This is a genomic window from Hyphomicrobium sp. (assembly GCF_009026145.1).
Lineage (GTDB): Bacteria > Pseudomonadota > Alphaproteobacteria > Rhizobiales > Hyphomicrobiaceae > Hyphomicrobium_A.
In genome coordinates this window covers 1-26,653 of sequence record NZ_WBUE01000032.1, presented here as the reverse complement: position 1 = coordinate 26,653, position 26,653 = coordinate 1, and the positions used below count along the sequence as shown (strand labels likewise).

Sequence of the window (26,653 nt, the reverse complement as noted above, 5' to 3'; positions counted from 1 at the left end):
TCCTTCGGCGTTTTTGCGGTCGTTGGCGGGGTACTCAATGCCGGGCCATGTGGCCGCGTCAAGACGGCGGTAATCGCCGCATGTGCGGTATTTTCGGCCCCGGGCGGAAAACGCACGGTTACTCAAGCCACTGCCCCTTTCTAGGGGCTGGGGCGGGTGCTATCTAGCGCGCCATGACCGATACCTCCCGCATCCGCAATTTCTCCATCATCGCCCACATTGACCATGGAAAGTCGACCCTCTCGGATCGGCTCATTCAGCTGTGCGGGAACGTCGCCGACCGTGAGATGAAGGACCAGATCCTCGACTCGATGGATATCGAGCGCGAGCGCGGCATCACCATCAAGGCGCAGACCGTGCGCCTCGACTACAAGGCCAAGGACGGCAAGGTCTACCAGCTCAATCTGATGGACACGCCCGGCCACGTCGATTTCGCCTACGAGGTGTCGCGCTGCCTCGCGGCCTGCGAAGGCGCCATCCTGGTCGTCGATGCGTCGCAGGGCGTGGAGGCGCAGACCCTCGCCAACGTCTATCAGGCGCTCGACAACAACCTCGAGATCCTCCCCGTCCTCAACAAGGTCGACCTGCCGGCCGCCGATCCCGACCGCGTCAAGCAGCAGATCGAGGACGTGATCGGGCTCGATGCCTCCGACGCCATCCCGATATCGGCCAAGACCGGCTTGAACGTCGAAGCCGTTCTGGAAGCGATCGTCGAGCGTCTGCCGCCGCCCAAGGGCGACGCCACAAAGCCGCTGAAAGCGCTGCTCATCGACAGCTGGTACGACGCTTACCTCGGCGTCGTCGTGCTGGTGCGCATCATCGACGGGAATTTGCGCAAGGGGCAGAAGATCACCCTGATGTCGACTGATGCCAGCTATCAGGTGGAGCGCGTCGGCGTGTTCCGCCCTAAGCAAGAGATGATGGACTCACTCGGTCCTGGCGAGGTCGGCTTCTTCACCGCGGCCATCAAGGAGGTTGCCGACACGCGCGTCGGCGACACCGTCACCGACCAGCGCCATCCGACGACGGAGCCGCTCCCCGGCTTCAAGCCGGCGCAGCCGGTCGTGTTCTGCGGCCTGTTCCCGGTCGATGCCGGCGACTTCGCCGATCTGCGCGAGGCCATGGGCAAGTTGCGTTTGAATGACGCGAGCTTCTCGTTCGAGATGGAGACGTCGGCGGCGCTCGGCCTCGGCTTCCGCTGCGGCTTCCTCGGCCTCTTGCATCTGGAGATCATCACCGAGCGGCTGGAGCGCGAGTTCGGCCTCGATCTGATCACCACCGCGCCGAGCGTCGTCTACAACATCTACCTCACCGACAAGACGATGCTCGAGATGCACAACCCGGCCGACATGCCCGACCCGGCGCGCATCGAGCGCATCGAGGAGCCGTGGATCAGGGCGACGATCATGGTCCCCGACGAGTATCTCGGCGGCATCCTGAAGCTGTGCCAGGACCGGCGCGGGCGGCAGAAAGACCTGACGTACGCGGGCAACCGCGCCATGCTCGTCTACGAGCTGCCGCTCAATGAGGTGGTGTTCGATTTCTACGACCGGCTGAAGTCGATCAGCAAGGGCTATGCCTCGTTCGACTACCAGATGATCGGCTATGAGGAAGGCGATCTCGTCAAGATGTCGATCCTCGTCAACGCCGAGCCGGTCGACGCGCTGTCGATCATCGTGCACCGCTCACGTGCGGAAGCGCGCGGGCGCGTCATGTGCGAGAAGCTCAAGGACCTCATTCCGCAGCACCTGTTCCAGATCCCCGTGCAGGCGGCGATCGGCGGGCGCATCATCGCGCGCGAGACCATCCGCGCGCTGCGCAAGGACGTCATCGCCAAGTGCTACGGCGGCGACATCACCCGCAAGCGCAAGCTGCTCGAGAAGCAGAAGAAGGGTAAGAAGAAGATGCGCCAGTTCGGGCAGGTGGAGATCCCGCAGGAGGCCTTCATCGCCGCCCTGAAGATGGAAGAGAACTGATCGCCGCTCCGCTCCCGCCCTCAATCCGCAAGACAGAGCGCATCGTCCCGCGGCGGAAACTCGCACCGGCAGGTGCGCCCCGACACGCCATCGCCGCGCTGCTGCCGCCACCCTGCCACGGCCGAGGGCGATCATGCGCGCAACGCGCGGCTCGCGCGGGGGAACTCGAAAGGAGCACATCGTGAAACGAACAAAATCGACGCTCGCCTCGATCGTGTGCGCTTCGCTCTTGCTGCCGGCACTGCCGCTCGCGCCGGCGTCAGCCGCGCCGCTCGGCAAGACGACGATCAATAATGGTGACAGCAGCGTAACATTCGTCGGCCGCCGCGGTCGGCATCATCATCATCACCACGGTCCGGGTGCGGGCGCGATCATCGGCGGCATCATCGCCGGCACGCTCATTGCTGCGGCGATCAGCGAGGGGCGCGCGCACGAGGACGATATCGAGCGCTGCGAGTACGAATTCCGCTCCTTCGATCGCCGCACCGGCACGTACATCAACCGCTACGGCGAAGAGCGCATCTGCCCGTACCTGCGCTAGCATATCTGCAACACGCAAATCTTTTGCTGAGGCGCCGGTTGCAGGACCGGCGCCTCATCGCTTTTCAGGACGCGTACGGCGCATCGCCGCAGCGCATTAACCTTGCCCCATTGTCACCACACCGCGTGGCAGACTGCCTCGCAACCCGGCACGGTCATCGCACGCGATGACCACTGCGAAGCCGCTCGGCGGACAGGCGAGTCGGCAACCGGGGACTGCGCAGATCCGTTCATTCGGCAGCTGGCTGTGTGCGGCCGTCGACACTGAGCGGACTGCGAATTCGGAATGGGGCGCAGTGCGATCAGCCGCCCCGACAATCTCGACATATCCAGGAGTAATCATGATCAAGCGGCTCTCAACCGCAGCGATCGGCGTTGCGCTCGTTGTTACGGCGACTTCGGCACAGGCTGCTCCGTATTTCGGCTTCGATGGCCGCAATTACGGAGAGATGAAGACCCCGAACTACGGGCGACCGGAATCCAGAGGTCCAAAGCTCGCTGACGCCAAAGGAGCTCCGCGCGGTTGCCTCACCAGCGCCGTGCGCGCCGTGCTCGACAAGGTCGAAGCGAGGTTCGGACCTGTGAAGGTCATCTCCACCTGCCGCCCGGGCGCGCGCATCGCGGGCTCCGGGCGTATCTCGCGCCACGCCAGTGGTAATGCCGTCGATTTCGAGGCGGGGAGCCGCAAAGGCGCGATCATCGATTGGCTCGTCGCCAACCACAAGACCGGCGGCACCATGACCTATGCCGACATGAGCCATATCCACGTCGACGTCGGTCAGCACTTCGTGTCGCTGGCCGGCGGGCGCAAGTATGCGAGCCGCAGCGGCAGCAGCAGCAGCAGCAGCCGTCGTTATGCCGAGAGCAGCCCGCGCTATGACCGCGATGACGCGCGCTCCTACGACTATGAGCCGCGCTCCTACGGTCGCTCACGCCGCTATATCCGCGAGGTGTCGTATGAGCGCGGAGATTCGCCTCGTTACTATGGCGGGGCCGGCAATGCCGATTACTCCCGCGGCTATGCCACGATGTACCACTAGGCCGACGGCTCGGGTCGCCTAAGCAGGCCTCAGTCGCACAAGACCGGGTGTCAGGCCGTCCAGCCTGGCACCCTCTGTCGTTCTGGGCCCCGAAGAGCCCCAGCCATAGGCGCTCTCGGAGCGACCGGCTTGCCGCTCCAACACGCCGTAAATTTGCCGCGATCTGGCGGCGCCGCGGCTTTCAATCGACGTGAGACCTTCTCTCCGCGATGTGCCGGCAAGTCTAGAGAATCATGGGTCTTTGCCGTCACATAGGCGATCGTCGGCGGTCGACGTCGGGCCCCTAAACCCCCCTTATCGTCGCCTTGCCTTTCGCCATAGGCCGGTCCATATAGGGCCGATCGAACACGCCTTGGTTTACTCTACGGCGGTGCTTTAGTGCGCCGACACTGGACGTCTCCATCGCGCGATTTGATGTCCTTCGGCATTCGTCGGAGGGGATTGCCTAATTGCTTTGGAGGCACTTGATGGCAAACGGCACTGTGAAGTGGTTCAACGGCCAGAAGGGTTACGGCTTCATCCAGCCGGATGAAGGCGGCAACGACGTTTTCGTGCACATCTCGGCCGTTGAGCGCGCCGGTCTCTCGACGCTTCGTGAGGGACAGAAGATCGCTTACGAGACCGAGACGGGCCGTAACGGCAAGGTCGCAGCAGTCAATCTGCGTCCGCTCTAAGAGCCGCGGAACATTTGCGCTCTAGGGGAGCAGGCGCGTCTGCTCCCCTACCATTTATGGGCATCGGCGCCGGGCGGATCGCGTGCTCGCCGCGCCGGCTAAGCAAGGAACCTGATGGCGAAGGAAGAGATGCTCGAGTTCGAGGGCGTGGTGGCGGAGGTGCTTCCCGACGCACGTTGCCGCGTCAAGCTCGACAACGGACATGAGGTTGTCGCCTACACGTCCGGCCGCATGAAGAAGAATCGCATTCGCATCCTCGCCGGCGACCGCGTCACCATTGAGATGACGCCCTACGATCTAACCAAGGGCCGCATCAACTTCCGTCATAAAGATGTGCGTGCCGGCGCTGGCGGACCTCCGCCGCCGCAGCGCCCGGGCGGCGCCGGCAGTTTCCGCCGCCGCTGATCAACAGCGGATCGGTTTGCATGACGAGCGTCGCGGCCAACGCGGCGCTCTTGTCGTTTCCGCTCTAGTTCCCTCACCGCGGCCTGGGGAGCTTACCCGGGCTGGTCTCTCACGAGGCATGCGCCGCGATTATTGTGTCATGCTCGGCGTCGTGATCGCAGCGAATGCTGTGCGTTCCAGTGTGCGGTTGTATAGCGGCTCCATGATTTAGCCGGGGTTGAGCCACGCGACTCAGTCATTAGTCGCGGCATGGATGCATCCCGCAAGAATTGGCTCTACCGCCGTCCGGTGGCGTCCGCGCTGGTCGGCGTCGTCGCGCTTGGCATGCTCTCTCTCCTGCCACCGCGCGCGACAACGGCACGCTCGGTGGCGGAGAACGGCGCCATCAGCGGCCGGGCGCGCGTCATCGACGGCGACACGCTCGAGATCGAAGGCCGCCACGTGCGCTTGGAGGGCATCGATGCCCCCGAGACCGGGCAGACCTGCGGCCGTCGCCTCATCGGGAGGTGGAACTGCGGTGCTGCGGCCGCCGAGCGGCTGGCCAATCTCATCGCCAAGCGCGCTGTGAGCTGCGAGAGCCGCGGCAACGACAAGTACGGACGCATGCTCGGCATCTGCTACGTCGAAGGGCGCGACATCAATGCCGAGCTGGTGCGCGAAGGCTTGGCCTGGGCTTTTGTGAAGTACTCGCAAACGTACGTGCGGCAGGAGGCCGAGGCACGCGCGCGCCGCGTCGGCATCTGGCAGGGCGAAGCGGAGCCGGCGTGGGTCTATCGCGAGAAGCGCTGGGCTGGCGCCGAGCAGGTGGCGCCGAAAGGGTGTGCCATCAAGGGCAATGTGACCGAGCACGGGCACATCTACCACATGCCGTGGAGCCCCTGGTACGGCAAGGTCAAGATCGAGGAGGCAAAGGGTGAGCGCTGGTTCTGCAGCGAGGCAGAGGCAGTCGCCGCCGGCTGGCGGCCGGCATCCGTGCAGTGAACTTCGTGCAGGGGCACTGCCGGCACGCGCGCGAACACATCGCCAACCTTCACACTTAACGCTTCCTGAAGGGCGCCGCGCGTAGTCTGCGGCGCCCTTTGGGTTGAAAGGTCGCGTCTAATTCTGAGGTCGCGTCGTGAAGCCAGCCGGCCCGAAAACCGTTATTCAAGCCATTGCCGAGCATCCATGGTCCAGCCTGCGTGACTTCGCCGTCCTGTCGGCCATCATGATCTTCGCCGTGCTGATGGCGCAGCACTACGACATCTTCGGCTTCATCGAGTCTCTCGCCTATCCCAGTCGGGAAATATCTCCCGCCGAGGCGGTGATGCTCGGCGGCATCGGCGCCGCCTGCGTTTGGACGTTCATCTCGCGTCGCCTGAGGGAGGCGGGGAGTGATGCCGCCGGCGCCGACATTCTCGCGTCGGAAATGCACGCGCTGCGCGTGCTGGCGATGCAGGATCCGCTGACCAGCCTACCCAATCGTCGGGTGCTTCTCGATGCGCTGGACATGGCCACCAAGCTGCCGCCGATGGAGGGACGATCGCACGCCGTCTTCCTCCTCGACCTCAACGGCTTCAAGGGCGTCAACGATCGCTACGGCCATGCGGTCGGCGACGAGGTGCTGAAAGCGGTCGTCGCCCGCTTCCGCCATGCCGCCCGTAGAAACGATGTGTTTGCTCGCCTCGGTGGTGATGAGTTTGCCGTGTTGTCGCGTGACGTGGACGAGATAGACGCGCGCGCTATCGGCGACCGCTTCATAGGCGCACTGGGCCACAGCGTTCGGGCCGGCGGAGCGACGCATGCGATCGGCGTCGCCATCGGCGCCGCGCTCTTCCCTGAGGATGGCGATACGGTGGAGAAGATCATGCGCCACGCCGACGTCGCTATGTATCGGGCGAAGTCGAACGAGGGCTCCTCGCTTGTCTTCTTCAGGTCGGTCGCCGCCGAAGGCGGCATCGTGCGCAAGGCGACGGCCTAACCAAGAAGACGATCAGACGTCAGATGCACCGATTCGGTGGCGCTCCGAAGCGGCACCAGAGCCATATTCAAGCGCAGTGCTTTACAGAGAGCGGAATATCGTTTGCTGATCTAATTGGTTTGGCGAGGGCGCCCGACGACATAGCGTCATCACTTAGTTCGTCGCCGAAGGGCTGCAAATGTCGAGCGCTGCGCTCATTGCCTCGTCGCTCCCGCTTCTCAGCCCAGAGCTGATGGGCCGCATGTGTATGGCCATGCGGCGCTGCCCATCGACGCGCCGCCGCTGAGCCACCCCGCCTTTTCCAACAGCCAACCCACGCCGCTTCCTGGCGAGCAGGCCCGGCAAGGGATGAGTTATCCCCGCTGCGAGAGTGCACGTTAGCTTGCCTGGATCCGAGGCCAATGCCTCCAACAAGACGCGAAGAAGGGATGACGCCTGGATGACCGCTGATCCAATGAAGGTGTCAACATGATCGAGCTAGTTCTCCTTGCCTGCCTCGTCGACAAGCCCGCCAGCTGCCGCGACGTCGGCCTCGTCTATCCCGGCGAGAACCTCACGCCGATGCAGTGCCTGATGCAGGCGCCACCACAAATGGCGCGCTGGGCCGGCGAGCATCCCGGCTGGAAGATCATGAAGTGGTCGTGCCGGCGCGCGGGGCGCTACGCCAAGACCTGATGGTGGGCCGAGACTTGTGATGCCCTCCTCCCGTCTCAACCGGGAAGATTGGTCAAGTCGATTGGGCAAACGCGCCTCTCCAAGAGTGCCGACGAGTGGATAGTCTCCGCGGCGCCAAATCGGCTCGAGGCACGGAGCAGGGAATGCCAACTCGTCGTATCGTTTCAGTCGTTGTTCTAGCCGCCTCAGGCTGCCTCTTTCAGGCCGCTGCAGCCGAGCTGCCCAAGCGCAAGCCCGGGCATTGGGAGATCACGACCGTCGCCCCCGGCACAGGCATGACGACGACGCACGCGTGCGTGGGGCCAGACGATAACATCGCGCTGCCGGCCGACAGCGGGGACTGCTCGGCACCCAAGGTGACGCCGGCGGGAAGCGAGGTGATCGTCGACGTCGTATGCAAGAAGGCATTCGGCAAGCAGATCATGAGCACCGCATTCGGCGGCGACTTCAACGCCCGCTACCACGCCGTGATGAAGATGACGTTCGATCCGCCGGAGGGCGTCCCGAGCATGGGGGTGACGATCGACGGCAAGTACATCGGCCCGGATTGCCCGCCGCAGGCCCAATAGGGCGGCGGCGCCGGACTGGCGCCTTGGGATCCTATTGGTTGGGATCGTTCTGCCGCTTCAGGGCGTCGACGGCCTGCGCCCTGTCGAGCCCTTCCATGCGCAGATTGTAGTATTGCTGCGTCAGGGCAGCGAAGCTTTCGACGTAGCGCGTCTGCCCCGGGATTTCGGACAGCGTTGCGATGATGGCCGGTGCGCGCTCGTCGATGTTCTTCTCGTTCAGCATCTCCTCGAGCTGCACGGCGCGGTTGGCGATCATGCGCGGCTGATCGCGAAAGCGTGCCGCAGCGACGTCGAGTGCGCGCCGCATCGCGCCTACTGAGGGATCATAGAGGTCGAGATCGCGTCCCGCTTCGCGGCTGGCGAGCCATTGCTCGGGTGCAATGGCATCCGTCTGTTTCAGCCATTCGAGTCTGTGTGGGGAGGGCCCAGTCTCGACTACGGTGGAAGACGTCGACGATGCGTCGTCGGCTGCCTCGTCCCCGCACCCGGTCGAGACCGCGAGCGTCGCGAGCAATGTGCAAACGCAGCATAAGGACGGGGATCGATGCCTCTTCGACTGCTGCGGTGTGGCCATCGCGGGGTGAAGCATTTGGAAGCCGGCGGCAGGGTTTTTCCCGGAGTGCCGCAGTGTGCGACCAATCGCCGGGACCGGCGTTGATCTTAACGTCGCTTCGCAGTGCACTGCGAGGTCAGAACTTGCAGAACCGTTGCCACCTGTGCCGTCCGACTCTTGGAAGTTGACCTAAAGACGCAACAACATACGCGTTCTAGCTTCGCTCACGGCTGAGACAGGCTTCCTAACGGACAGCTGCTCAACCCGTGCAGTCGCGGGTCCGAACAACGGCCTGCGTGCTGCATCTAAGAAGGCGGAGATGCCCGTGCCGTCCGCAATGTCTTGCGGACGATCGGCTTCGGCATCCTCAAGGAGCCCGCCTTTTCCTGGGAGCGAAAACGCGAGGGTTTGTTGATGAAAGCACACCTCAAGTCAGGCCTGCTGGCGTCCGCATCATTTGCGGCGTTGGTGGGTTTCGTCGCTAGCGCTAGCGCCAACGACAAGCTCATCGAGCTGTCGAAGAGCGACGAAAACTGGGTCATGACCGGTAAGAATTATGACTCCAACAACTACAGCCCGCTGAAGCAGGTCAACAAAGACAACGTCAAGAAGCTGAAGGCTGCGTGGTCGTTCTCGACCGGGTTGCTGCACGGCCACGAAGGCACGCCGCGCGTCGTCAATGGCGTGATGTACATCAATTCGTCTTTCCCGAACAACGTCTACGCGTTGGACCTCAACAACCCCGGGAAGATCAAGTGGCAGTATAAGCCGAAGCAGGACCCGGCCGCGCGCTCGGTTGCCTGCTGCGATCTCGTCAACCGCGGCCTCGCCTACTGGCCGGGCGATGGCAAGACACCGCCGCTCATCATCAACAATCAGCTCGACGGTCACGTCGTTGCGTTGAATGCCGAGACCGGCGAGGAGTTCTGGAAGCTCGAGAACTCCGACATCAAGGTCGGCTCGACGCTCACCATCGCTCCCTACGTCGTCAAGGACCTGGTGATCGTCGGCTCGTCGGGCGCCGAGCTCGGCGTGCGCGGCTACACCACCGCCTACGACGTCAAGACGGGCGAGATGAAGTGGCGCAAGTACGCGACCGGTCCCGATGATGAAGTCGGCATCGGCGACAAGTTCAATGAGGCAAACCCACACTACGGTCAGAAGGGCCTCGGCACCGCGACCTGGGAAGGCGACGCCTGGAAGATCGGCGGCGGCACCAACTGGGGCTGGTATGCCTTCGATCCGGAAGAGAACCTGATCTACTACGGGTCGGGCAACCCTTCTCCGTGGAACGAGACCATGCGTCCTGGCGACAACAAGTGGACCATGACCATCATGGGCCGCGACGTCGACACGGGCGAGCTGCGCTTTGGCTACCAGAAGACCCCGCACGACGAGTGGGACTACGCCGGCGTCAACGTCATGATGCTGTCCACGCAAAAGGACAAGTCGGGCAAGATGCGCAAGCTTCTCACCCATCCTGACCGCAACGGCATCATCTACACGCTCGACCGCACCAACGGCGATCTGATCTCCGCCAACAAGATCGACGATACCGTCAACGTCTGGACGCACGTCGATCTCAAGACGGGCATCCCCGTCCGCAACCCGGAGTACGGCACGCGGATGGATCACAAGGCGACCAACGTGTGTCCGTCGGCCATGGGCTACCATGACCAGGCGCACGACTCTTACGATCCGAACCGCCAGCTCTTCTATCTCGCGATCAACCACATCTGCATGGACTGGGAACCGTTCATGCTTCCGTACCGTGCCGGTCAGTTCTTCGTCGGCGCGACGCTGTGGATGTATCCCGGCCCGAAGGGCGACCGTCAGAACTACCTCGGCCTGGGTCAGGTCAAGGCCTACAACGCCATCACCGGCCAGTATAAGTGGGAAGTGATGGAGCGCTTTGCGGCTTGGGGCGGCACGCTTGCGACCGCTGGAGACCTCGTGTTCTACGGTACGCTCGACGGCTACATCAAAGCCCGCAACAGCGACACCGGCGAGCTGCTCTGGAAGTTCAAGATGCCGTCGGGCGCCATCGGATACCCGATGACCTACACGCACAAGGGCGTCCAGTACATCGCCATCTACTACGGCGTTGGCGGCTGGCCGGCCGTGGGTCTGGTGTTCGACCTGAACGATCCGACTGCCGGTCTTGGTGCGGTTGGCGCGTTCAAGAACCTCGCCAACTGGACGCAGATGGGCGGTGGCATGCTGGTCTTCTCGCTGGATGGCAAGGGACCCTATGACGACGTGATGCTCGACGAGTATCCGCCGCAGCTGCCGAAGCTCTGATAGCCGAGCCGTTCGCTCCCGCCAGGACGCCAAGCGTGTCCTGGCGGGACGACCGCCTCGCAGCGACCGATCCGTCACCTCCTCCAACGGTAAGGATGCTGTCTCCGCAAGCCGCGACCATCACCGGCATTGCTAGTGGACCGAACGATCACAAACCGAAATTGGTCCGCAGGGGCAGTCCAGCTTCAGGAATGCAAGCGTCAACATGAGCAAACGATCAACATACGATCACGCGGCAGGGCTGTTGCTCTCCACCGCCGTGATGCTGGCGAGCCTCGCTGCCCCGAGCTGGGCCGAGGACAAGCCGGCGCAAGCCGCAGATCCCTCGCTCTTGCGCATCTGTGCGGCCGAGAACGAGCAACCCTATTCCAACCGCGACGGCAACGGATTCGAGAACAAGATTGCCGAGGTGCTCGCCAAGGCGATGGGCCGCAAAGCCGATTTCGTCTGGTCAGACAAGCCGGCGATCTACCTGGTGCGCGATCAGCTCGACAAGAAGAACTGCGACGTCATCATCGGGCTCGATACCGGCGATGAGCGCGTCCTGACGTCGAAACCCTACTACCGGGCGCCGTACGTGTTCGTCGAGCGCAAGGATACCGAGCTCGACATCACGAGCTGGGACAGTCCCGACCTCAAGCAGGCCAAGCGCATCGGCCTGGCGCAGGACAGCCCGGCGCAGGTGATGCTCGAGAAGCTCGGGCTGTTCAACGCCAACTTCAACTACATGAAGTCGCTCATCGGCTTTAAGAGCAAGCGCAATCAGTACGTGCGCGTGCCGCCGCAGCGCCTCGTGGAGGACGTGGCGTCCGGCAAGGCCGACCTCGCCGTCGCCTTCGCGCCGGAGGTCGCCCGCTATGCCAAGCAGCGCGGCGAGGTGGTGAAGCTGGTCGTAATTCCGGACAACACCACGCGTGCCGACGGGCAGCATGTCCCGTTCCACTTCGATCAGTCGATCGGCGTGCGCAAGGACGACACGCAACTGCTGGCTGAAGTAAATGCCGCGCTGGAGAAGGCGCGGCCAGAAATCGAAACCATCTTGAAGGAAGAAGGCATTCCCCTCGACGAGATTGCCAAGACTCCGGAGGGGCGCGCTGGATGAAGAAGTTTACACGACGACTACTCGCGGGTGTGGCCATCGTTTCCGTTCCACTCGTTGCCCTCGCACTCGATGAGCCGTTTCGCAATACGGTCACCGGCGAGATTCTCGACCTCAACACGGCACCCAAGGAGGGGCGCGATACCGAAGCGGTGAAGAAGTTTTTGGAGACGGGACACAACCCGTACAACGAGGACGCGACCTGCCTGCCGCGTGGCGAGTACCTCTACCTGTCCTCATGCTCGGGCTGTCACGGTCACGTTGCCGAAGGCAAGGTCGGCCCCGGCCTCAACGACAACTATTGGACCTATCCGAAGAACAAGACCGACAAGGGCTTGTTCGAGACCATCTTCGGCGGCGCGCAGGGGATGATGGGACCGCACAACGATCTGCAGCTCAACGAGACGCTGCTGGTCATGGCGTGGATCCGCCATCTCTACACCGGGCCGGTGGAGGACGCCCCATGGCTCACCAAGGAGCAGAAGGCAAGCTTCAAACCTTACACGCTGCCCGAGGGAAGCGATCACGGGACGATTGAGCAGGCATCAGCAGCGCCGGCGGACAAGTGTGGTCCGATGGCGAAGTGACGAAATGTTCGCTTCCGGAGGGGCGCGAGCAAAGAAGGCGGGACCACCGCCGCACCACAAAGTGAATGAAGCCAGGAGGAAATGAGTCATGACGAAGTTTCTCTTCATCGGCACGGCTGCCGCGGCACTCATCGCCGCCACGTCGGCCTTTGCCTACGACGGCACCAAGTGCAAGGCGCCCGGCAACTGCTGGGAGCCGAAGCCGGGCTATCCAGAGAAGGTCGCCGGCTCCAAGTACGACCCCAAGCACGACCCGGCGGAGCTCGCCAAGCAGGGTGACTCCGAGCGCTCCATGGAGGCTCGCAACGCCAAGCGCTCTGCATACTTCGTCAAGTCCGGCAAGTGGGTCTACGACGTCGACAAGATCCCGGAATAAGCGGGCGGCGTACATTCCTCGGAGCAGTGCCACGCTAGAGCTGCTTCCTCCCGAGGAATCGGGGTGCGGCTGCCGCCGCACCCCACACCGTTTCTAATCCACATCCAGCGGCCGGCATGCGAGCTGGCTGCGGTGCACAGGAGTACCCCTTGTCCCGCGAAGGTGTGCAAGCGGTGAGGGATTTGCACGGGGTCGACCTCCCGCACTGGCGTCAGCGTGCTCTCGATTTCGAAGGCGAGCTCGCCAAGGTCGTGGTTGGTCAGCGGCGCGTCATTCGTCTCTTGACCATCGCCATCTTCGCGCGCGGCCACGTGCTGCTCGAGGGCGATGTCGGCGTCGGCAAGACGACGCTCTTGCGTGCTGCGGCGCGCGGGCTCGGCGGCGCCTACGAGCGCGTCGAGGGCACCATCGATCTGATGCCCGCCGACATGATCTACCACACCTACATCGGTGAGGACGGGCGCCCGCGCGTCGAGCCCGGCCCGGTCATTCGCTACGGCAGCGACCTCACCGTCTTCTTCTTCAACGAGATCAACCGCGCGCGCCCGCAGGTCCACTCCCTGCTACTGCGCCTGATGGCGGAGCGCTCGATCAGCGCCTTCAACCGCGAGTACCAGTTTCCCTATCTTCTGGTATTTGCCGACCGCAACAGGATCGAGCGCGAGGAGACGTTCGAGCTGCCGGCCGCCGCGCGCGATCGCTTCTTGATGGAGATCGCCATCGGAACGCCGGTCGAGGCCGATATCCGAAGATTGCTCGCCTTCGATCCGCGCTTTCATGACAGCGACAAGCTGATCCGCTCGATGCCCGAGGCGATCCTCGATCATCGCGAGCTTCCCGCCGTCGCCGGGGCAATTCAGGACGACATAGAGACGAGTCCGGATCTCGAGCGTTACACGCTCGACCTCTGGCAGGCGGTGCGCGATCCGCAGTCGGTTGGCATCGACATTCCCGACGTCGACATGCAGCGCCTCGTCGCCGGTGGGGCGAGCCCGCGCGGCATGAGCTACCTGTTGCGCGCCGCACGCGTCGCGGCCTGGCTGGACAATCGCGGCATGGTCGTCCCTGAGGACCTGCGCTCCGTGTTCTTCGAGACGATGGCGCACCGCATCTTCTTTGATCCCATATACGAGCTGCGGCGCGAGCCCATCGTGCGCGAGCTCATCCGCCAGCTGTTCGAGCGAGTGCCGGCACCATGAGCAGCGAGGTACGCCCCGACGGCACGCTCCCGGCAGATGTGCCGTATCGCCTGCCATGGCGCAGCGCCGACATCCGCATCGGCGCGCATCGCGGCAAGCTCGAGGGCTCTGGTGGATTCTTCCGCGATGTCGTGCCGCTGCTGCGCAGTCCCGACCCGCGCCGCATCGATCTGCGCTTGAGTGCCCACGATCCGTTCGAGGGGCTGCATGTCCGTCGCTTCGAGCAGAAGGTGTCGGTGGCGGTCTACGCGCTGGTCGATGTCTCAGCCTCGATGGGCTTTCGCGGCCATGCCGACAAGATGCGGCTCGCCGCTGATCTGTGTGCGGCGCTCGCCGCGGCGACGCGGCGGGCGGGCGACGCCTTCGGTCTCATGGGCTGCGATGAGGTCGTGCAGCCGGATTTGCTCTTTCTCGCCGCGCGTGCGCGCGGCAGCGAGATCGAGATGCTGCGCAGGTTGCGTACCTTTGTACCGAGAGGGCGGGGCACGCGCGGGCTCATCGATGCGGCCGCCTTGATCAGCGGGCGTCGCAAGCTCGTCTTCCTGATCTCCGATTTCTACATTGCGCGCGAGGAGACCGAGGAACTCTTCGGCGCGCTCGCGCATCACGACATCGTGCCAATCGTGCTGTCGGACAGCCTCGAGATCGAAAAGCTACCTCGGTGGGGGATCTTCTCCCTCACCGATTTAGAGGTCGGCCGGCGGCGTCTGGTCGTCATGCGTCCTTCTCTGTGGGAGGCATGGCAAAGGAGGAGCGGGCGTCGCCGCGCCGAACTCAATGCCATCGCGGCGCGCTTTGGCCGCCAGCCGTTCGAAATCCGCGACCGCATCGACTGGGATCGGCTCGGCGCGCATCTCGTGGGCGGCTCAGCATGATCGGGAGATTGCTGCTCGGCCTTGCCGTCGGCCTCGTCGCCGGGGGAGTTGCGCTGGCCCGCACGCCGTCGCTCGACGTTATCGAGCCGCGGCCGTTCGGTTATTTTCTCGGCGATGTCATGCGCCGAGAAGCGGTCCTGCGGCTCGGCTCTGGCCAGGAGCTCGATGCGGCCTCGCTGCCGCGTCCAGGTCCGCTCAACTACTGGCTGGAGTTGAGCCAGGTAGACCTCGCCGCGACCGAGGGAGATGGCACGCTCTATCGCCTTTCGCTCGTGTATCAGACGTTCTATGCCCCGCTCGATCCACGCAAGCTGACGATTCCCGGCTTCAAGCTGAAGATCAAAGGTGCGCAAGGCGACGGCGAAGTCGCCGTGCCCGAGTTCGGTTTCATCACGTCTCCAATTCGGCAGCTGTTCACCGCCAGCAGCCAGAGCACCGGATCTGCCGTTGAGCTGCAGCCCGACGACCTACCGCAGCGGCTGCCGACGGGGGCCGAGCGCACGGTGCTCCTGGTATCGGGGCTGCTTGCGCTCGCCGCGCTCGTCGCCCTCGCCTGGCACAACGCCTGGTGGCCGTTTCAGTGGCGCCCTGCGCGCCCATTCACCGATGCCGCTCGCTTTCTCAAGGCCAACGCGGCGCGCCTCGAAGGCGCCGGCGGCTATCGTACGGCGCTGCTCAAGCTTCACCGTGCGTTCGATCTGGCCGCCGGGCGACGCCTGCTGGCGGACGACGTCGACGATTTCCTTGCCCAGCACCCCGAGTTCGCGCCCCACGGCGCCGACGTCGCACGCCTCTTTGCCTCTTCGCGTCAGGCCTTCTTTGCCAACGATGTCGATCAAGCGCAGGCGGAAATGCCGCTCCCGTCTCTCGCCGAGCTGAGCGCGCGCCTCGGCGCGGCCGAGCGGAGGGCGGCATGAACCTCGGGCTGTCGACACCATGGGTGCTCGCCCTGCTGCCGCTGGCGCTGCTGCCGCTCTTGTTCGCCGTGCAGCGCCGCCAGGGCTATCCCGCGCTTGCGGCCCTCGAGCCGGACGCCCTATCGCACGCGGTCGATATCGGACTGCATCTTTTGGGTGCGGTGAGCATCGCAGCCCTGCTAGCCGGCATCGGCGGGCTGCACCTCAAGGGCCAGACGGTGGAGCGCGTCGGTGAAGGCGCCCACATCGTGCTGCTGCTCGACCGTTCGAGCAGTATGGACGACACCTTCGCCGGACGCCGTCCGGGGGCGGATGAGGATTCGAAGTCGGCGGCGGCTAGGCGCTTGCTGCGCGACTTCATCGAGCGCCGTCCGCATGACCGTTTCGGCGTCGCCGCCTTCTCGACCATGCCCATGCATGTGCTGCCGATCACCAGTCACAAGGACGCCGTGCTCGGCGCCGTCGATGCGATCACGCGTCCGGGCCTCGCCTATACCAACGTCGGCCTCGGCTTGTTGCTGGCGCTATCGATGCACGAGGCGGATCCGACCGCGGCCTCACGCGCCATCGTGCTCGTCTCGGACGGGGCGGCGGTGATCGACCGGCGCGTGCAGGAAAAGCTGCGCGCGGCGATCGCCAAGCGGCCGGTCAATCTCTACTGGCTCTACCTGCGCACCGCCGGAGCGCCGGGGATTTTCGATCCACCCGGCGAGGACGTGCCCGATACGCCGCAGGCGCTTCCCGAGCGGCATCTCAATTTGTTCTTTCAAACGTTGAAGGTGCCCTACCGGGCCTTCGAGGCGGAGAACCCGCAGGCGGTGGCCGACGCCATCACCGAGATCGACAAGCTCGAACGCAATCCCATCCGCTACCAGGAGCGCATCCCGGAAAAGGATCTTTCATGGCTGGCATACGCCGTCGCAGCTGCGGGGCTGCTGCTCCTCTTGCTCGCCAAGCTTGCGGAGGTGCGTCTCGACGCGGGCGCTGACGCCGCGGTGAGACGCGCGCCACGCGCTATGGGTGCGGCGGCGATAGCCGGGCGACAGATGCAGCGGGCGGCCTGATATGCGTAAGCACCTGACCAATTGGGTTCCGCCCATCGGCAGCTTCAAGGCGGCCACGCTGTGGGTAGTGCTCGTCGCAGGTGCTACCGCGTTTGCAGTCGCGGGCTTGCTCTATATCTCCAAGTCGCAGACCAACGCCGTGATCGATCGGCTGCGCGTCGGCGCGGACGTGCCGGTCGATGCTGCGAGCGCACCGCCGGCGCTGCTCGACGCGCGCGCGGCATTTCTGCTCAAGCGCGAACGCATCGAGGAGGCGCAGCCGCTGCTCGATCAGGCTGCGCTACGCGCCGACCGCGCGACGCTCGTGCGCATGCTCTACAACATGGCCAATGCGCGCATGCGTGCGGCCGTCACCGCCATCGAAAAGGGCAACCTCGACAAGGCCATTCCCCTCGTCACGCTGGCCAAGTCGGAGTACCGCACCGTCCTGCGTCTCGACCCCGGCGACTGGGACGCGAAATACAATCTCGATATAGCCATGCGCCTCGTGCGCGACTTGCCGCGGGCGGTCGGCGAGGATGAGGAAAAGCCGCTCGAGACGCCCGAGAAGCTGTGGACAGACCTGCCGGGCGTGCCGAAGGGGCTGCCATGAGCTGGGTAACCCTTAACGACATGCGCACGTGGCTCGTGGCCGGCGCACTGGCATTTGCGCTGATCGCTCTGTTCGCCCCGCGCATCGATCTTACGCGGGACGCCTACGACGTGCTCGCCGTGATCGACATCACGACGAGCATGAACACCCGCGACGAGGCGAGCGGAGCTGAGACCGTCAGTCGCTTGCGGGCGGCCAAGACCGCGCTACGCGAGATGCTGGCCAAGCTGCCCTGCGGCTCGCACCTCGGTCTCGGTTTCTTCACCGAGCGGCGCACGTTCCTGCTCTTTGACCCCATCGAGGTGTGCGAGAATTTCGCGGCCATCGACGAGGCGATCGCGCAGCTCGACTGGCGGATGGCGTGGGAGGGCGACAGCTACGTTTCGAGGGGTCTCTACAGCGCCATAGAGGTCGCCAAGAGCCTCGACGCCGATCTTATTTTCATCACCGACGGGCACGAGCTGCCGCCGCTGCCCTTCAGTGGCCTTCCCCCGTTCGACGGCAAGCCCGGCGATGTCGGCGGCCTTATCGTCGGCATTGGCAGTCGCACGCCAACGCCGCTCTTGAAGTACGACGAGGAGGGGCGCGAGATCGGCACCTATGCGGCGCAGGAGGTGCCGCAGGAGAACCGCTCTGGGGCGCCGCCGCCCGATGCCTCGACGCGCCCCGGCTATCATCCGAAATGGGCCCCGTTCGGCAACGCCGTCGTCGACAACAGCGAGCATATGGCCGTCGTGCGCGAGGCATATCTGAAGCAGCTCGCGAGCGTGACCGGGCTTTCGTACGCCTACTTCGGCCAGCGTGAGGACCTGCTTGAGCCGCTCGTCGCCGCCGCACACGCCCGCCCGCTCAAGGTTGCCTCGGACATCAGGGCCCTTCCGGGCAGCCTCGCGCTCATCCTCCTGGTCTTCCTCTATGGCCTCGGCGCCGTCGCTGCAGGAAGAGCGCTCATCCGATCCTCTCTCAACCTTCCTCCACCCAAAGGAGCCAAGTGAATGTTGCCGCTGCGAACTCTCTTGCTTTGTCTGTGCCTGTGCGCGCTCACGCTTCCCGCATCAGCACACGGGCCGACGCCGCAAAAGGTCGAGGAGAGCGTCGAGATCGCCGCGCCGCCGGCGAAGGTGTGGGACATCGTCAAGGACTTCGGCAAGATCAGCGACTGGAGCCCGGCGGTCACCAAGAGCGAAGGCAGCGGCGGCAACGCCTCCGGCGCCACGCGCATGATCACGCTCAAGTCCGGCGGCGATCTGCAAGAGGGCCTCGACTACTACAGCGATAAGGAGATGACCTATCTCTATCGTCTGTCGAAGGAGAAGATCGACGTCCTGCCGGTCAGCTCGTACACGGCCGAGCTGACGGTGAAGACCGGAGACAGAGGCGGCAGCCTCGTCACCTGGGTAGGGCGCTTCTATCGTGCCGACACCGGCAATGAGCCGGCGCCGGACAAGAACGACGCGGCCGCCATCAAAGCCATGAAGGCCTTCATCACCGAAGGGCTCCAGGGTCTCAAGGCCAAGGCGGAGGCGAAGTAGCATGCGGGCGCCGCGCCTCATCGCCTGGCTCGCCGCAGCGCTCCTCGCGGCACCCGCGCCGGCGGCCGGCGATACGGCGCTCGTCTTCGTCTGCAATCAGGACGCGGCGACCGTGAGCATCATCGACACGGCGTCGGACGAGGTCGTAGGGACGATACCCGTCGCCTTTGCGCCGGCGAGCATCGCCGCCGACCGCAGCGGCAAGGCGCTCTACGTCACGCATCCGGAGCGCGGCGAGATCTCCGTCATCGACGCCAGCAAGCGCCAGGTGGTGCGCTCGCTTAACGTCGGCGGCATGCCGTTCGGCATCGCTGTGAGCCATGACGATACCCTCTTCGTCAGCGACTGGAACACCAACACCGTCACCGCCGTCGAGCCGCAGACGGGTGCGCGCCTGCGCCAGGTCGAGGTCGGCCGCTCGCCGGCCGGCATCGTGACCAGCCCGCGCGGCGCGCTGATCTTTGTTGCCAACCGCGAGAGCGATTCGATCACCATCCTCAACGCAACGACGCTGGCCATCGTCGCCACGCTTCCCGTGGGCCGCGCTCCGTTCGCGCTCACGGTGTCGCCGGACGCGACGCGCATCTACGTCGCCAACGTGCAGAGCGCGAACATCTCGGTGATCAGCACCGAGACGCTGCGGCCGGTGGCGACGGTGCATGTCGGCCCCATGCCGTACGGTGTGGCGACGAGCAACGACGGGGCGCGGCTCCTCGTTGCCAACCAGAGCTCCGGATCGGTGACCTTGCTCGACAGCCGCGAGCTACGCGTCCTCGCCTCGCACAAGGTCGGCCGTTTCCCCGAGGGCATCGTCGTCGAGCCGCGCGGCGCAAAGGCCTACGTCGCCAACTGGTTCTCAGGCGATGTGTCCGTGCTCGACATGCAGAGCGGGAACGAATTGAAGCGCATAAGGACCGGCAGCGGCTCGCGTGCACTCGTCGTTATTGCCGGATCGCCGGGCAAGACATCCGCTCCGCCGGCCCAGTCTGCCGAGCGTCGCCGTTGATGCCGTGTGCCGCCAGACGTGTGTCCTTGGCGCTCGCAGTGGCGTTTTCCCTCCTGTTTCCGGCAATGACCCATGCGCAGCAGCCGTGCACCGAGGACGCCATTCTCGTCTTCGACGCCTCCAAGTCGATGGCCGCCGCCGCCGGTGACAACACCGGCCTGCGGCGCATCGATGCCGTGCGCTCGGCCTTGGCGCGCGTCCTGCCGCGCGTAGCCCCAAAGCGGCGGCTTGGGCTGATCGTCTATGGCCCCGGGTCGCGGCCGGCGTGCGTCAACGTCGCCCTCGAGTTTCGGCCCCTGATCAACGCGTCGGAACGCATCATGGCGCGCCTCGATGCGTTGAAGCCGGACGGGCGTACGCCGCTCACACGCGCCGTGCGCTTGGCGGCCGAAGTCCTCGATTTTCGCAGCCGCCCGGTGACGATCGTGCTGCTCACCGACGGCGAGGAGACGTGCGATGGTGCGCCGTGTGCGCTGGCCAAGACCCTCAAGGCAGAAGGGGCGCGCACCACCGTGCACGTCATCAGCTACCACATCGCCAGCGCCATCGGATCGGAGGGTGTGTTCGCCTCGCGCTGCATTGCCGACGAAACGGGTGGCATCTACGCGGCCACGAATACGGTGGATGAGGTTGCCGCGGCCCTGGAGGCGGCGCTGGCCTGCCCCATGGTGAGCGAGGCCGGCGCGGGGCGCTGACCCGCTGGTCCCCGGCTATGAGCCGCTGGCCAGCGATTTACCGGCGAATTTGGCTCCGTCACTGTCGGTGGCATTCACTTCGAGGGCATCGCCATCGCCGCCGTCGTAGTTGAAGCGAAGGTTGGGATCCTCCGAGATGGAGATGCCGCCCTCCATGCGCAGCACCAGGCTGCCCGAGCGCATAACCTCGATGCGATCGACATAACGGGCGGGCGTGTAGCCGCGCGAGACGAGATCCATCTGCATGCCGGTGAAGTTCGGATGGCGGATCATCACGATGCCTTCCCGCCAGCGCGGGCCGTGCGCGGGACTGGTCGTTATCTTCACCTGCATCTTGCCGAGGCTGGCGAGCGCCGCATCGGCATCCTTGGAGGCCGGAGCCGAGCAGCCGCCGGCCGCCCTGACGAACCTCGTTGCCATGTGCAGCTTGCCGTCGGCGGTCTCCAGCACTGCCCGCACGTTGGAAAAATTGTCGACGCGCACGCGCGTCATGAGCCTGCGCTCGCCGACCTCGGCCGGGGCACTGAAGGCATCGCCGAAGCGGAACGTCGCCGCCACCGGCGCCGGATTGCGGTCGATGATCAGCGTCAACGACTTCGCCGTATTGGCGATGTGCGGGGGAATGTGCACGGCGAGCGGCACGAGTGCCGCATCCTCCGCCTGTTCGGGCGCGTACAGAGTAACGGCGCCGTCGTTCTCGGCAATGGCGCGGCTATCGAATACGCCGGCATGGATGTCCGGCCATGGATCGTCGCCGGCGCGCGCCGGCGCGAGCGGGAGAGCGAGGATGCAGGCGAGGCATATCGTCGGCAGATAGGACTGGGGCATGCGCATTTTCTGGTCCTCCAGCAGGAGCCGACTTTCTGCGCTGCTCGGCATTCCTGACCAGGGATTTCTTCCCGGCAATGGTCAGAGCTTTGGCGGCTCGATCTTCAGTCCGTCGCGCAGGCTGAACGTGCCGTCGAACAGCCGCTTGTTGGGGTCGGATTCTGGCGTCACGATATTGCGTACGGGCATGCCGAGCGCCTTGTCGACGTAGACGGTCTGCACGTTCGCGGTGTCGGCGGCCGGCGCGGCCGCGCCGCCTTCTGCCCTGGTGGGTCCTCGCTTGGCGCGATAGGCAGCGTAGGCCTTGCCCTCGAATATCACGTCGCCCAGGCACTCGAACTGCGATTCGTCCTTGGGCGGCTCGGCTACCGTCTCCTTCATCTGCTTGGCGATGGTCGTGGCGAACTTTTCCGGCACCTCGGCCCAGCCGGCGTTGCCCTGATTGCTCCACGCCTTGCCGCCGATGAGGATCATCTCCATCGTGCCCGGGCCGCCGGCGCTCATCGACACCGTCTGATGCATGCGATCGGGGAGCACGTAGTCGTTGCTCATCGTCAGCGTGCCTTGCGCGTTGGTGATCCTGGTCTCCATGCGGAAGGCGGCCGACTTGCGCAGCTTGGCAAACGCCTCGTTCACCTCGGAGGTGCAGTCGGCTGCCGCGGCGCTGGCGGTGAGGGAGAGAGCGACGAACGCCAAAGACGAGAAGCGCATGGGATTTCTATTGTCTTGCCCAGGGGTTGGAGATGGCGCGCACGCTGGCACAGCTCACCCTGGCAGTGGTGGCAAACCGACGGGCAAATTTTCCCTGCGTAGGCTAATTTGTAGTCCGCTGTACTAATTGCCCTGTGGGGCAAGCTGCTCGCGCAGCTTCAGCTTCGACACCTTGCCCGTCGCCGTCATGGGCAGGCAATCCACGAACAGCACATCATCGGGCACCTGCCACTTGCTGAGTCGGGAGGCAAGTGCGGCGATGATCTCCTCGCGCGTGACCTCGCTTCCGTCGCGTTTCACCACCACGAGCAGGGGCCGCTCGCCCCATTTGTCGTGCGCGACCGCAATGACGGCGCACATGGCGACGCCGGGAAGGCTCAAAGCCGCGTTCTCGACGTCGATCGAGCTGATCCATTCGCCGCCCGACTTGATCAGATCCTTGGAGCGATCAACGATCTGCAGGAAGCCGTCGGGCGCGATCCTCGCAACGTCGCCGGTCTTGAACCACCCCTCGGCATCGAAGGCCGTTGCCGTTGCGGCGGGGTTCTCGAAGTAGCCGGCAGTGACGCTATGCCCGCGCACATAGAGCTCCCCCGCGGCTTTGCCATCATGCGCCTGCCGCTCGCCGTCCTCGACGATCTTGAGCTCGACGCCAAACAGCGGCCGACCCTGGCTAAGCTTCTTATTGATCTCCGCTCCGGTGGTTAGCGTTCCGCGGCCCTCGGGCAGCGTGCAAAGCGTGCCCACCGGGCTCGTCTCCGTCATGCCCCAGCCGTGCACGACGCAGACGCCGAACTCGCGCTCGAACCCCTCGATCATGGCTGCCGGCGCCGCCGAGCCCCCGACGATGACCTCGACGAGGCCTTGGGGCTTGCGGCCCTGCCTGCGCATCTCCTCGATCAGCCCCACCCAAACCGTTGGCACGCCCCATGCCGACGTGACGCGCTCGCGGTCCATCAGCGTGAATAGACTTGGCCCATCGAGCCGTGGGCCCGGCAACACGAGCGAGGCCCCGACGAGCGGCGCGGCGTGCGGCAGGCCCCAGGCATTGGCGTGGAAGAGGGGGACGACGGGGAGGATGACGTTGCCGGGTCGCAGTCCCTCTGTCCCCGCGGCGATCACCGACAGCGCGTGCAGCACGCTGGAGCGATGCGAGTAGAGCACGCCCTTGGGCGCTCCCGTCGTTCCCGACGTATAGCAGAGCCCGGCGGCAACGCTTTCATCGAGCTCCGGCCAGGGACAGTCCGGCGCCGCGTTGGCGAGCAACTGCTCGTAGATCATCACATCGGCGAGTTCCGGCGATTCGCACCCCGCGAGCCCGTCCGCCATGACCACGAGGCGCAGGTCATCGGGAAAGGCCGCCCGCGACTGCGACACAAGAGATGCGAGCGTTGGGTCGAAGAACAGCACGCGATCGGCGGCATGCTCGACGATGCAGGCGAGCTGCTCGGCGGGAAGCCGCGGGTTGAGCGTATGGCAGACGGCGCCGATCCCGGCGATCGCATAGTAGAGCTCGAAATGCCTGAAGCCGTTCCAGGCCAGCGTCGCAACGCGGTCGCCCGGCCTCACGCCGAGCGCCGCCAGAGTGTTGGCGAGCTGGCCGATGCGCCGGCTCGCCTCGCGATAAGAATAGCTGTGGCGGCTTCCCTCGGCCGTCGCCGACACGATCATGGTATCGGGGAACACCCGCGACGCATGCTCGATGATGCTCGTCATCGTGAGCTGCCGCCGCATCATCATGCCCGTCAGCATTGCCCGTTCCTCCTGCGTGCACCTATCTCGGAGGATTTACGGAGAGCCCCGCCCGGGAGTTTCGGCAACCGGGAGGGGCATCTTCGTGCGTCGGGGAGCCGGGGCCTCAGGTCTTTTCGGGCCGGCCGCGAACGAGCTTGCGGGCTTTGGCGAAGGCATGCGTGAAATCGAGCATGACCGTCTCACGCGAAGCGAGCATGCTGCGGAATAGTGCCGCCTGTGTCTTGTACTTCACGTCACCAATCGCCAGCGGCCCGACTGAGGAGACGTCCGAACCGTCGAGCACGCGACCGCGATCGAACAGCTCCACGCCTTCGATGCCCGACGGCGGCACGGCGTTGACATCGGCTGCGACGGCGAGACGCCGGGCCTTGGTGAGCACCTCTCCGGTCAGGACGCGAACGCCGGCAGCCGCAGCGCAGAGCACGATATCCGCCCGCGAGACGAGCTCTCCTTTGTCGGCGGCACGGCCCGCGGCCACGGGCTCCAGATCCACGCCAAATCTGTCGCGACCGGCGCGCACGAAGGGCTCGAGGGCCCCGACGCCGATGTGCGAGGCCATCGTCACCTTCGCCCCGCACTGTGCGGCGATGATCGAGGAGGCAAAGCCGACGACGCCGGTGGCCCCGAAAACTGCCACTTCGGCTCCCTTCAGCGTGCGACCGGTGCGATCGCGATAGACATCTTCCACCAGCGCCACCATGGCAGCCGCGGTGGTGAACGAGCCGCCCGGATCGGCGAAGGTGGAGAGCTGGAACGGCGGGACCAGTGCCGCTTGCGCAGCAGCCAGCATATCGAGCGCGAGCAGAGCATCCTTGCCGCCGATGAACAGACCGGTTCGGCAGCCGGCCTCCACGGGGCGAGAAAAGATAGCGTCCTGCACAAGTCCGGTAGTGTGCTCCAAACCCGCATTGGTGTGCGGAATGACGACCTTGAAGCCGGCATCGACCGCCATGTTGACATCGAACGGGCTGGCGAATGCTTGCGTCGAAAGGAAATGCAGGATGGGAGTGGCCTGCCGTTGCTTGCGTGCTTTGCGCGGCAGTTCCCGTTGCTGCTCGGCCTCATCAGAGCCGCCGGTGGTCGCGGTTGTCTCCGCCAGGAGGTTGGATTGATCGTCCATACGCATACAGGGCACTCCACTTGGGCAAGCGCGTCGACCCAGAGGCCGGCGCGCGACGCAGGGCTTGGCCAGGCTCAGTCGTGCCCACAGGGCGCGGCTTGCCCGCTCGTTGAGCTTCAAAGTCGGATTCTGCATGTCGCATCTTGGCGACTGGGCAAATCGTCGGCGTCATGCTCGCGGAGACGATGCCGCCCCCGGACTGCCCCAAGTTCTCGCAGTAGAAGCGAGCGCGGGTTAAGTATCTGCAAAGGTCCCCGCTAGGGTCGTGCAGTGCGCCGTGATGCTTGCGCATAGCCTTGATGCTCTAATAACGGAGCATCTGTATGCGCAATAAATCTTGACTACACGGGGGGCTTGCAGTGGCGGGTATTGACGCCGAGGTGGCGCACCCAAGAGGATTCGAACCTCTGACCTTTGCCTTCGGAGGGCAACGCTCTATCCAGCTGAGCTATGGGTGCTTGAGCCGGCTTGATAGCGCATTCGTGTGCCCCCGGCAAATGACGCTCGGCCCGGCCCGGGGCACGTTCTATAGGCGTCGCACCGTCCCCATATGAGTGCGGCGGGCGTGCTGACCCGACGGCACCAAGCGCCTATAGTCCGGCGCCAGAGCCCGGCAACAGACCCAATCCATGAGCGAAACGAAGACCAAAGCCAAAAAGGCCGCGACCTCGACCGTGCCCGACGGTGAGCCGACGCCCATCGCCAAGGGCAGCCACGTCTATCTCGTCGATGGCTCGGGGTATATCTTCCGCGCTTTCCACGCGCTGCCGCCCTTGACGCGCCCCTCCGACAGCCTGCCCGTCGGCGCTGTGCACGGATTCTGCGCCATGCTGTGGAAGCTGCTGCGCGAATCGAAGGCCTCCGAGGCGCCGACGCACTTCGCCGTCATTTTTGACGCCTCGGAGAAGACGTTCCGCAACGAAATCTATGAGGATTACAAGTCGCATCGCCCGCCGGCGCCCGAGGAGCTCATTCCGCAGTTCCCGCTCATCCGCGCTGCGGTGAAGGCGTTCAACGTCGCCTGCCTGGAACAGGAAGGGTACGAGGCCGACGACCTCATTGCCACCTACGCGCGCCAAGTGGTCGATGCCGGCGGCGACGTCACCATCGTCTCATCCGACAAGGACCTGATGCAGCTCGTCCGGCCCGGCGTCGTGATGCTCGACGCCATGAAGGGAAAGAAGATCGGGCGCGAGGAGGTCATGGAGAAATTCGGCGTGCCTCCCGAGAAGGTCATCGACGTGCAGTCGCTGGCCGGCGATTCGACCGACAACGTGCCTGGCGTACCGGGGATCGGCGTCAAGACGGCGGCGGAGCTGATCAAGGAGTATGGCGATCTCGACACGCTGTTGGCGCGCGCCGGTGAGATCAAGCAGCCGAAGCGCCGCGAGAAGCTGATCGAGTTCGCCGAGCAGGCACGCATCTCGCGCCAGCTCGTACGCTTGAAGGACGACGTGCCGGACCTCGTTCCGGCGGATGCGCTGGGCGTGCATGACCCGGACCCACCAGCGCTGCTCGGTTTTCTGCGCGACATGGAGTTCAACACTCTGACGCGTCGCATCGGCGAGGCGCTGGGTGCCGAGGTGCCGGCTGCGGCCGAGGTC

The 26,653-nt window shown here is 64.9% G+C and carries 28 protein-coding genes and 1 tRNA gene; 23 read left to right on the top strand and 6 right to left on the bottom strand.

The genetic code is table 11. The annotated features are described in order from the left end of the window. Positions 1-173 precede the first annotated feature (173 nt). From lepA to F9K20_RS18555, 9 genes are all read left to right on the top strand, one after another. Positions 174-1,976, top strand: coding sequence for a translation elongation factor 4 (lepA, locus tag F9K20_RS18595; protein WP_291005419.1), 1,803 nt, complete (start codon positions 174-176; stop codon positions 1,974-1,976). 181 nt (positions 1,977-2,157) lie between these two features. Then, a complete protein-coding gene (locus tag F9K20_RS18590) occupies positions 2,158-2,517 on the top strand; it encodes a BA14K family protein (RefSeq protein ID WP_291005417.1) in 360 nt (119 codons plus the stop codon). 340 nt (positions 2,518-2,857) lie between these two features. Further along, a complete protein-coding gene (locus F9K20_RS18585; protein ID WP_291005414.1) occupies positions 2,858-3,556 on the top strand; it encodes a D-Ala-D-Ala carboxypeptidase family metallohydrolase in 699 nt (232 codons plus the stop codon). Between the two features lie 467 nt (positions 3,557-4,023). Next, complete coding sequence (locus F9K20_RS18580) at positions 4,024-4,230, top strand: cold-shock protein (protein WP_068464790.1); 207 nt, start codon at positions 4,024-4,026, stop codon at positions 4,228-4,230. A gap of 114 nt (positions 4,231-4,344) precedes the next feature. Beyond that, positions 4,345-4,635: a translation initiation factor IF-1 gene (gene infA / locus F9K20_RS18575; RefSeq protein ID WP_291005408.1), complete on the top strand. Its 291-nt coding sequence runs from the start codon at positions 4,345-4,347 to the stop codon at positions 4,633-4,635. Between the two features lie 249 nt (positions 4,636-4,884). After that, a complete protein-coding gene (locus tag F9K20_RS18570) occupies positions 4,885-5,616 on the top strand; it encodes a thermonuclease family protein (protein WP_291005405.1) in 732 nt (243 codons plus the stop codon). Positions 5,617-5,752: 136 nt separating this feature from the next. Next, complete coding sequence (locus F9K20_RS18565; RefSeq protein ID WP_291005403.1) at positions 5,753-6,595, top strand: GGDEF domain-containing protein; 843 nt, start codon at positions 5,753-5,755, stop codon at positions 6,593-6,595. Between the two features lie 468 nt (positions 6,596-7,063). Further along, on the top strand, positions 7,064-7,270 hold the full coding sequence (locus F9K20_RS18560) for a hypothetical protein (protein ID WP_291005401.1): 207 nt from the start codon (positions 7,064-7,066) through the stop codon (positions 7,268-7,270). 143 nt (positions 7,271-7,413) lie between these two features. Continuing rightward, the gene (locus tag F9K20_RS18555) at positions 7,414-7,839 is read left to right on the top strand and encodes a DUF3617 family protein (protein WP_291005399.1); all 426 of its coding nucleotides are present in this window, start codon (positions 7,414-7,416) and stop codon (positions 7,837-7,839) included. A gap of 31 nt (positions 7,840-7,870) precedes the next feature. On the opposite strand, the gene F9K20_RS18550 is transcribed toward F9K20_RS18555, so the two are convergent. Next, on the bottom strand, positions 7,871-8,353 hold the full coding sequence (locus tag F9K20_RS18550; RefSeq protein WP_291005398.1) for a hypothetical protein: 483 nt from the start codon (positions 8,351-8,353) through the stop codon (positions 7,871-7,873). Positions 8,354-8,806: 453 nt separating this feature from the next. Here F9K20_RS18550 and F9K20_RS18545 point away from each other — a divergent pair, with 453 nt between their 5' ends. The 13 genes from F9K20_RS18545 (at position 8,807) to F9K20_RS18485 (ending at position 20,635) form a co-directional block, all read left to right on the top strand. After that, positions 8,807-10,693 carry a methanol/ethanol family PQQ-dependent dehydrogenase gene (locus F9K20_RS18545; RefSeq protein ID WP_291005396.1) on the top strand — a complete coding sequence of 629 codons (1,887 nt, stop codon included), beginning with the start codon at positions 8,807-8,809 and terminating at the stop codon, positions 10,691-10,693. Positions 10,694-10,898: 205 nt separating this feature from the next. After that, positions 10,899-11,795, top strand: a complete 897-nt coding sequence (gene moxJ / locus F9K20_RS18540) for a methanol oxidation system protein MoxJ (RefSeq protein WP_291005395.1) — start codon at positions 10,899-10,901, stop codon at positions 11,793-11,795. Beyond that, positions 11,792-12,379, top strand: coding sequence for a cytochrome c(L), periplasmic (gene moxG / locus F9K20_RS18535; RefSeq protein ID WP_291005393.1), 588 nt, complete (start codon positions 11,792-11,794; stop codon positions 12,377-12,379). The genes moxJ and moxG overlap by 4 nt, the downstream gene beginning before the upstream one ends. Positions 12,380-12,467: 88 nt before the next feature. Beyond that, the gene (locus F9K20_RS18530) at positions 12,468-12,755 is read left to right on the top strand and encodes a methanol dehydrogenase (protein WP_291005392.1); all 288 of its coding nucleotides are present in this window, start codon (positions 12,468-12,470) and stop codon (positions 12,753-12,755) included. A 149-nt stretch (positions 12,756-12,904) separates the two neighbouring features. Beyond that, entirely contained in the window at positions 12,905-13,954 is a 1,050-nt protein-coding gene (locus F9K20_RS18525) for a MoxR family ATPase (protein ID WP_291005390.1), read from the top strand. After that, positions 13,951-14,829 carry a DUF58 domain-containing protein gene (locus F9K20_RS18520; protein ID WP_291005389.1) on the top strand — a complete coding sequence of 293 codons (879 nt, stop codon included), beginning with the start codon at positions 13,951-13,953 and terminating at the stop codon, positions 14,827-14,829. The genes F9K20_RS18525 and F9K20_RS18520 overlap by 4 nt, the downstream gene beginning before the upstream one ends. Then, a complete protein-coding gene (locus F9K20_RS18515) occupies positions 14,826-15,746 on the top strand; it encodes a nonribosomal peptide synthetase MxaA (RefSeq protein WP_291005387.1) in 921 nt (306 codons plus the stop codon). The genes F9K20_RS18520 and F9K20_RS18515 overlap by 4 nt, the downstream gene beginning before the upstream one ends. Then, the gene (locus tag F9K20_RS18510) at positions 15,743-16,810 is read left to right on the top strand and encodes a vWA domain-containing protein (RefSeq protein ID WP_291005385.1); all 1,068 of its coding nucleotides are present in this window, start codon (positions 15,743-15,745) and stop codon (positions 16,808-16,810) included. The genes F9K20_RS18515 and F9K20_RS18510 overlap by 4 nt, the downstream gene beginning before the upstream one ends. Position 16,811: 1 nt before the next feature. After that, positions 16,812-17,402: a hypothetical protein gene (locus F9K20_RS18505; RefSeq protein ID WP_291005383.1), complete on the top strand. Its 591-nt coding sequence runs from the start codon at positions 16,812-16,814 to the stop codon at positions 17,400-17,402. Next, complete coding sequence (locus tag F9K20_RS18500; protein WP_291005381.1) at positions 17,399-18,397, top strand: vWA domain-containing protein; 999 nt, start codon at positions 17,399-17,401, stop codon at positions 18,395-18,397. Before F9K20_RS18505 ends, F9K20_RS18500 begins: the two co-directional genes overlap by 4 nt. Next, the gene (locus F9K20_RS18495; RefSeq protein WP_291005379.1) at positions 18,398-18,934 is read left to right on the top strand and encodes an SRPBCC family protein; all 537 of its coding nucleotides are present in this window, start codon (positions 18,398-18,400) and stop codon (positions 18,932-18,934) included. Position 18,935: 1 nt separating this feature from the next. Beyond that, positions 18,936-19,940: a YncE family protein gene (locus tag F9K20_RS18490; protein WP_291005377.1), complete on the top strand. Its 1,005-nt coding sequence runs from the start codon at positions 18,936-18,938 to the stop codon at positions 19,938-19,940. A 38-nt stretch (positions 19,941-19,978) separates the two neighbouring features. Continuing rightward, positions 19,979-20,635, top strand: a complete 657-nt coding sequence (locus F9K20_RS18485) for a VWA domain-containing protein (protein WP_291005375.1) — start codon at positions 19,979-19,981, stop codon at positions 20,633-20,635. A gap of 15 nt (positions 20,636-20,650) precedes the next feature. Here F9K20_RS18485 and F9K20_RS18480 read toward each other — a convergent pair whose 3' ends face one another. The 5 genes from F9K20_RS18480 to F9K20_RS18460 form a co-directional block, all read right to left on the bottom strand. Then, positions 20,651-21,469, bottom strand: a complete 819-nt coding sequence (locus F9K20_RS18480) for a quinoprotein dehydrogenase-associated SoxYZ-like carrier (protein WP_291005373.1) — start codon at positions 21,467-21,469, stop codon at positions 20,651-20,653. Between the two features lie 75 nt (positions 21,470-21,544). Next, the gene (locus F9K20_RS18475; protein ID WP_291005371.1) at positions 21,545-22,174 is read right to left on the bottom strand and encodes a hypothetical protein; all 630 of its coding nucleotides are present in this window, start codon (positions 22,172-22,174) and stop codon (positions 21,545-21,547) included. A 123-nt stretch (positions 22,175-22,297) separates the two neighbouring features. Continuing rightward, the gene (locus tag F9K20_RS18470; protein WP_291005369.1) at positions 22,298-23,926 is read right to left on the bottom strand and encodes a long-chain fatty acid--CoA ligase; all 1,629 of its coding nucleotides are present in this window, start codon (positions 23,924-23,926) and stop codon (positions 22,298-22,300) included. Positions 23,927-24,032: 106 nt separating this feature from the next. Beyond that, complete coding sequence (locus F9K20_RS18465; RefSeq protein WP_291005366.1) at positions 24,033-25,055, bottom strand: methylene-tetrahydromethanopterin dehydrogenase N-terminal domain-containing protein; 1,023 nt, start codon at positions 25,053-25,055, stop codon at positions 24,033-24,035. A gap of 375 nt (positions 25,056-25,430) precedes the next feature. After that, a tRNA-Arg gene (locus F9K20_RS18460) sits at positions 25,431-25,507 on the bottom strand. Between the two features lie 171 nt (positions 25,508-25,678). On the opposite strand from F9K20_RS18460, the gene F9K20_RS18455 reads away from it, so the two are divergent. Then, positions 25,679-26,653 (top strand): 5'-3' exonuclease H3TH domain-containing protein (locus tag F9K20_RS18455; RefSeq protein ID WP_291005363.1); only part of this gene is annotated, 975 nt, incomplete at its 3' end.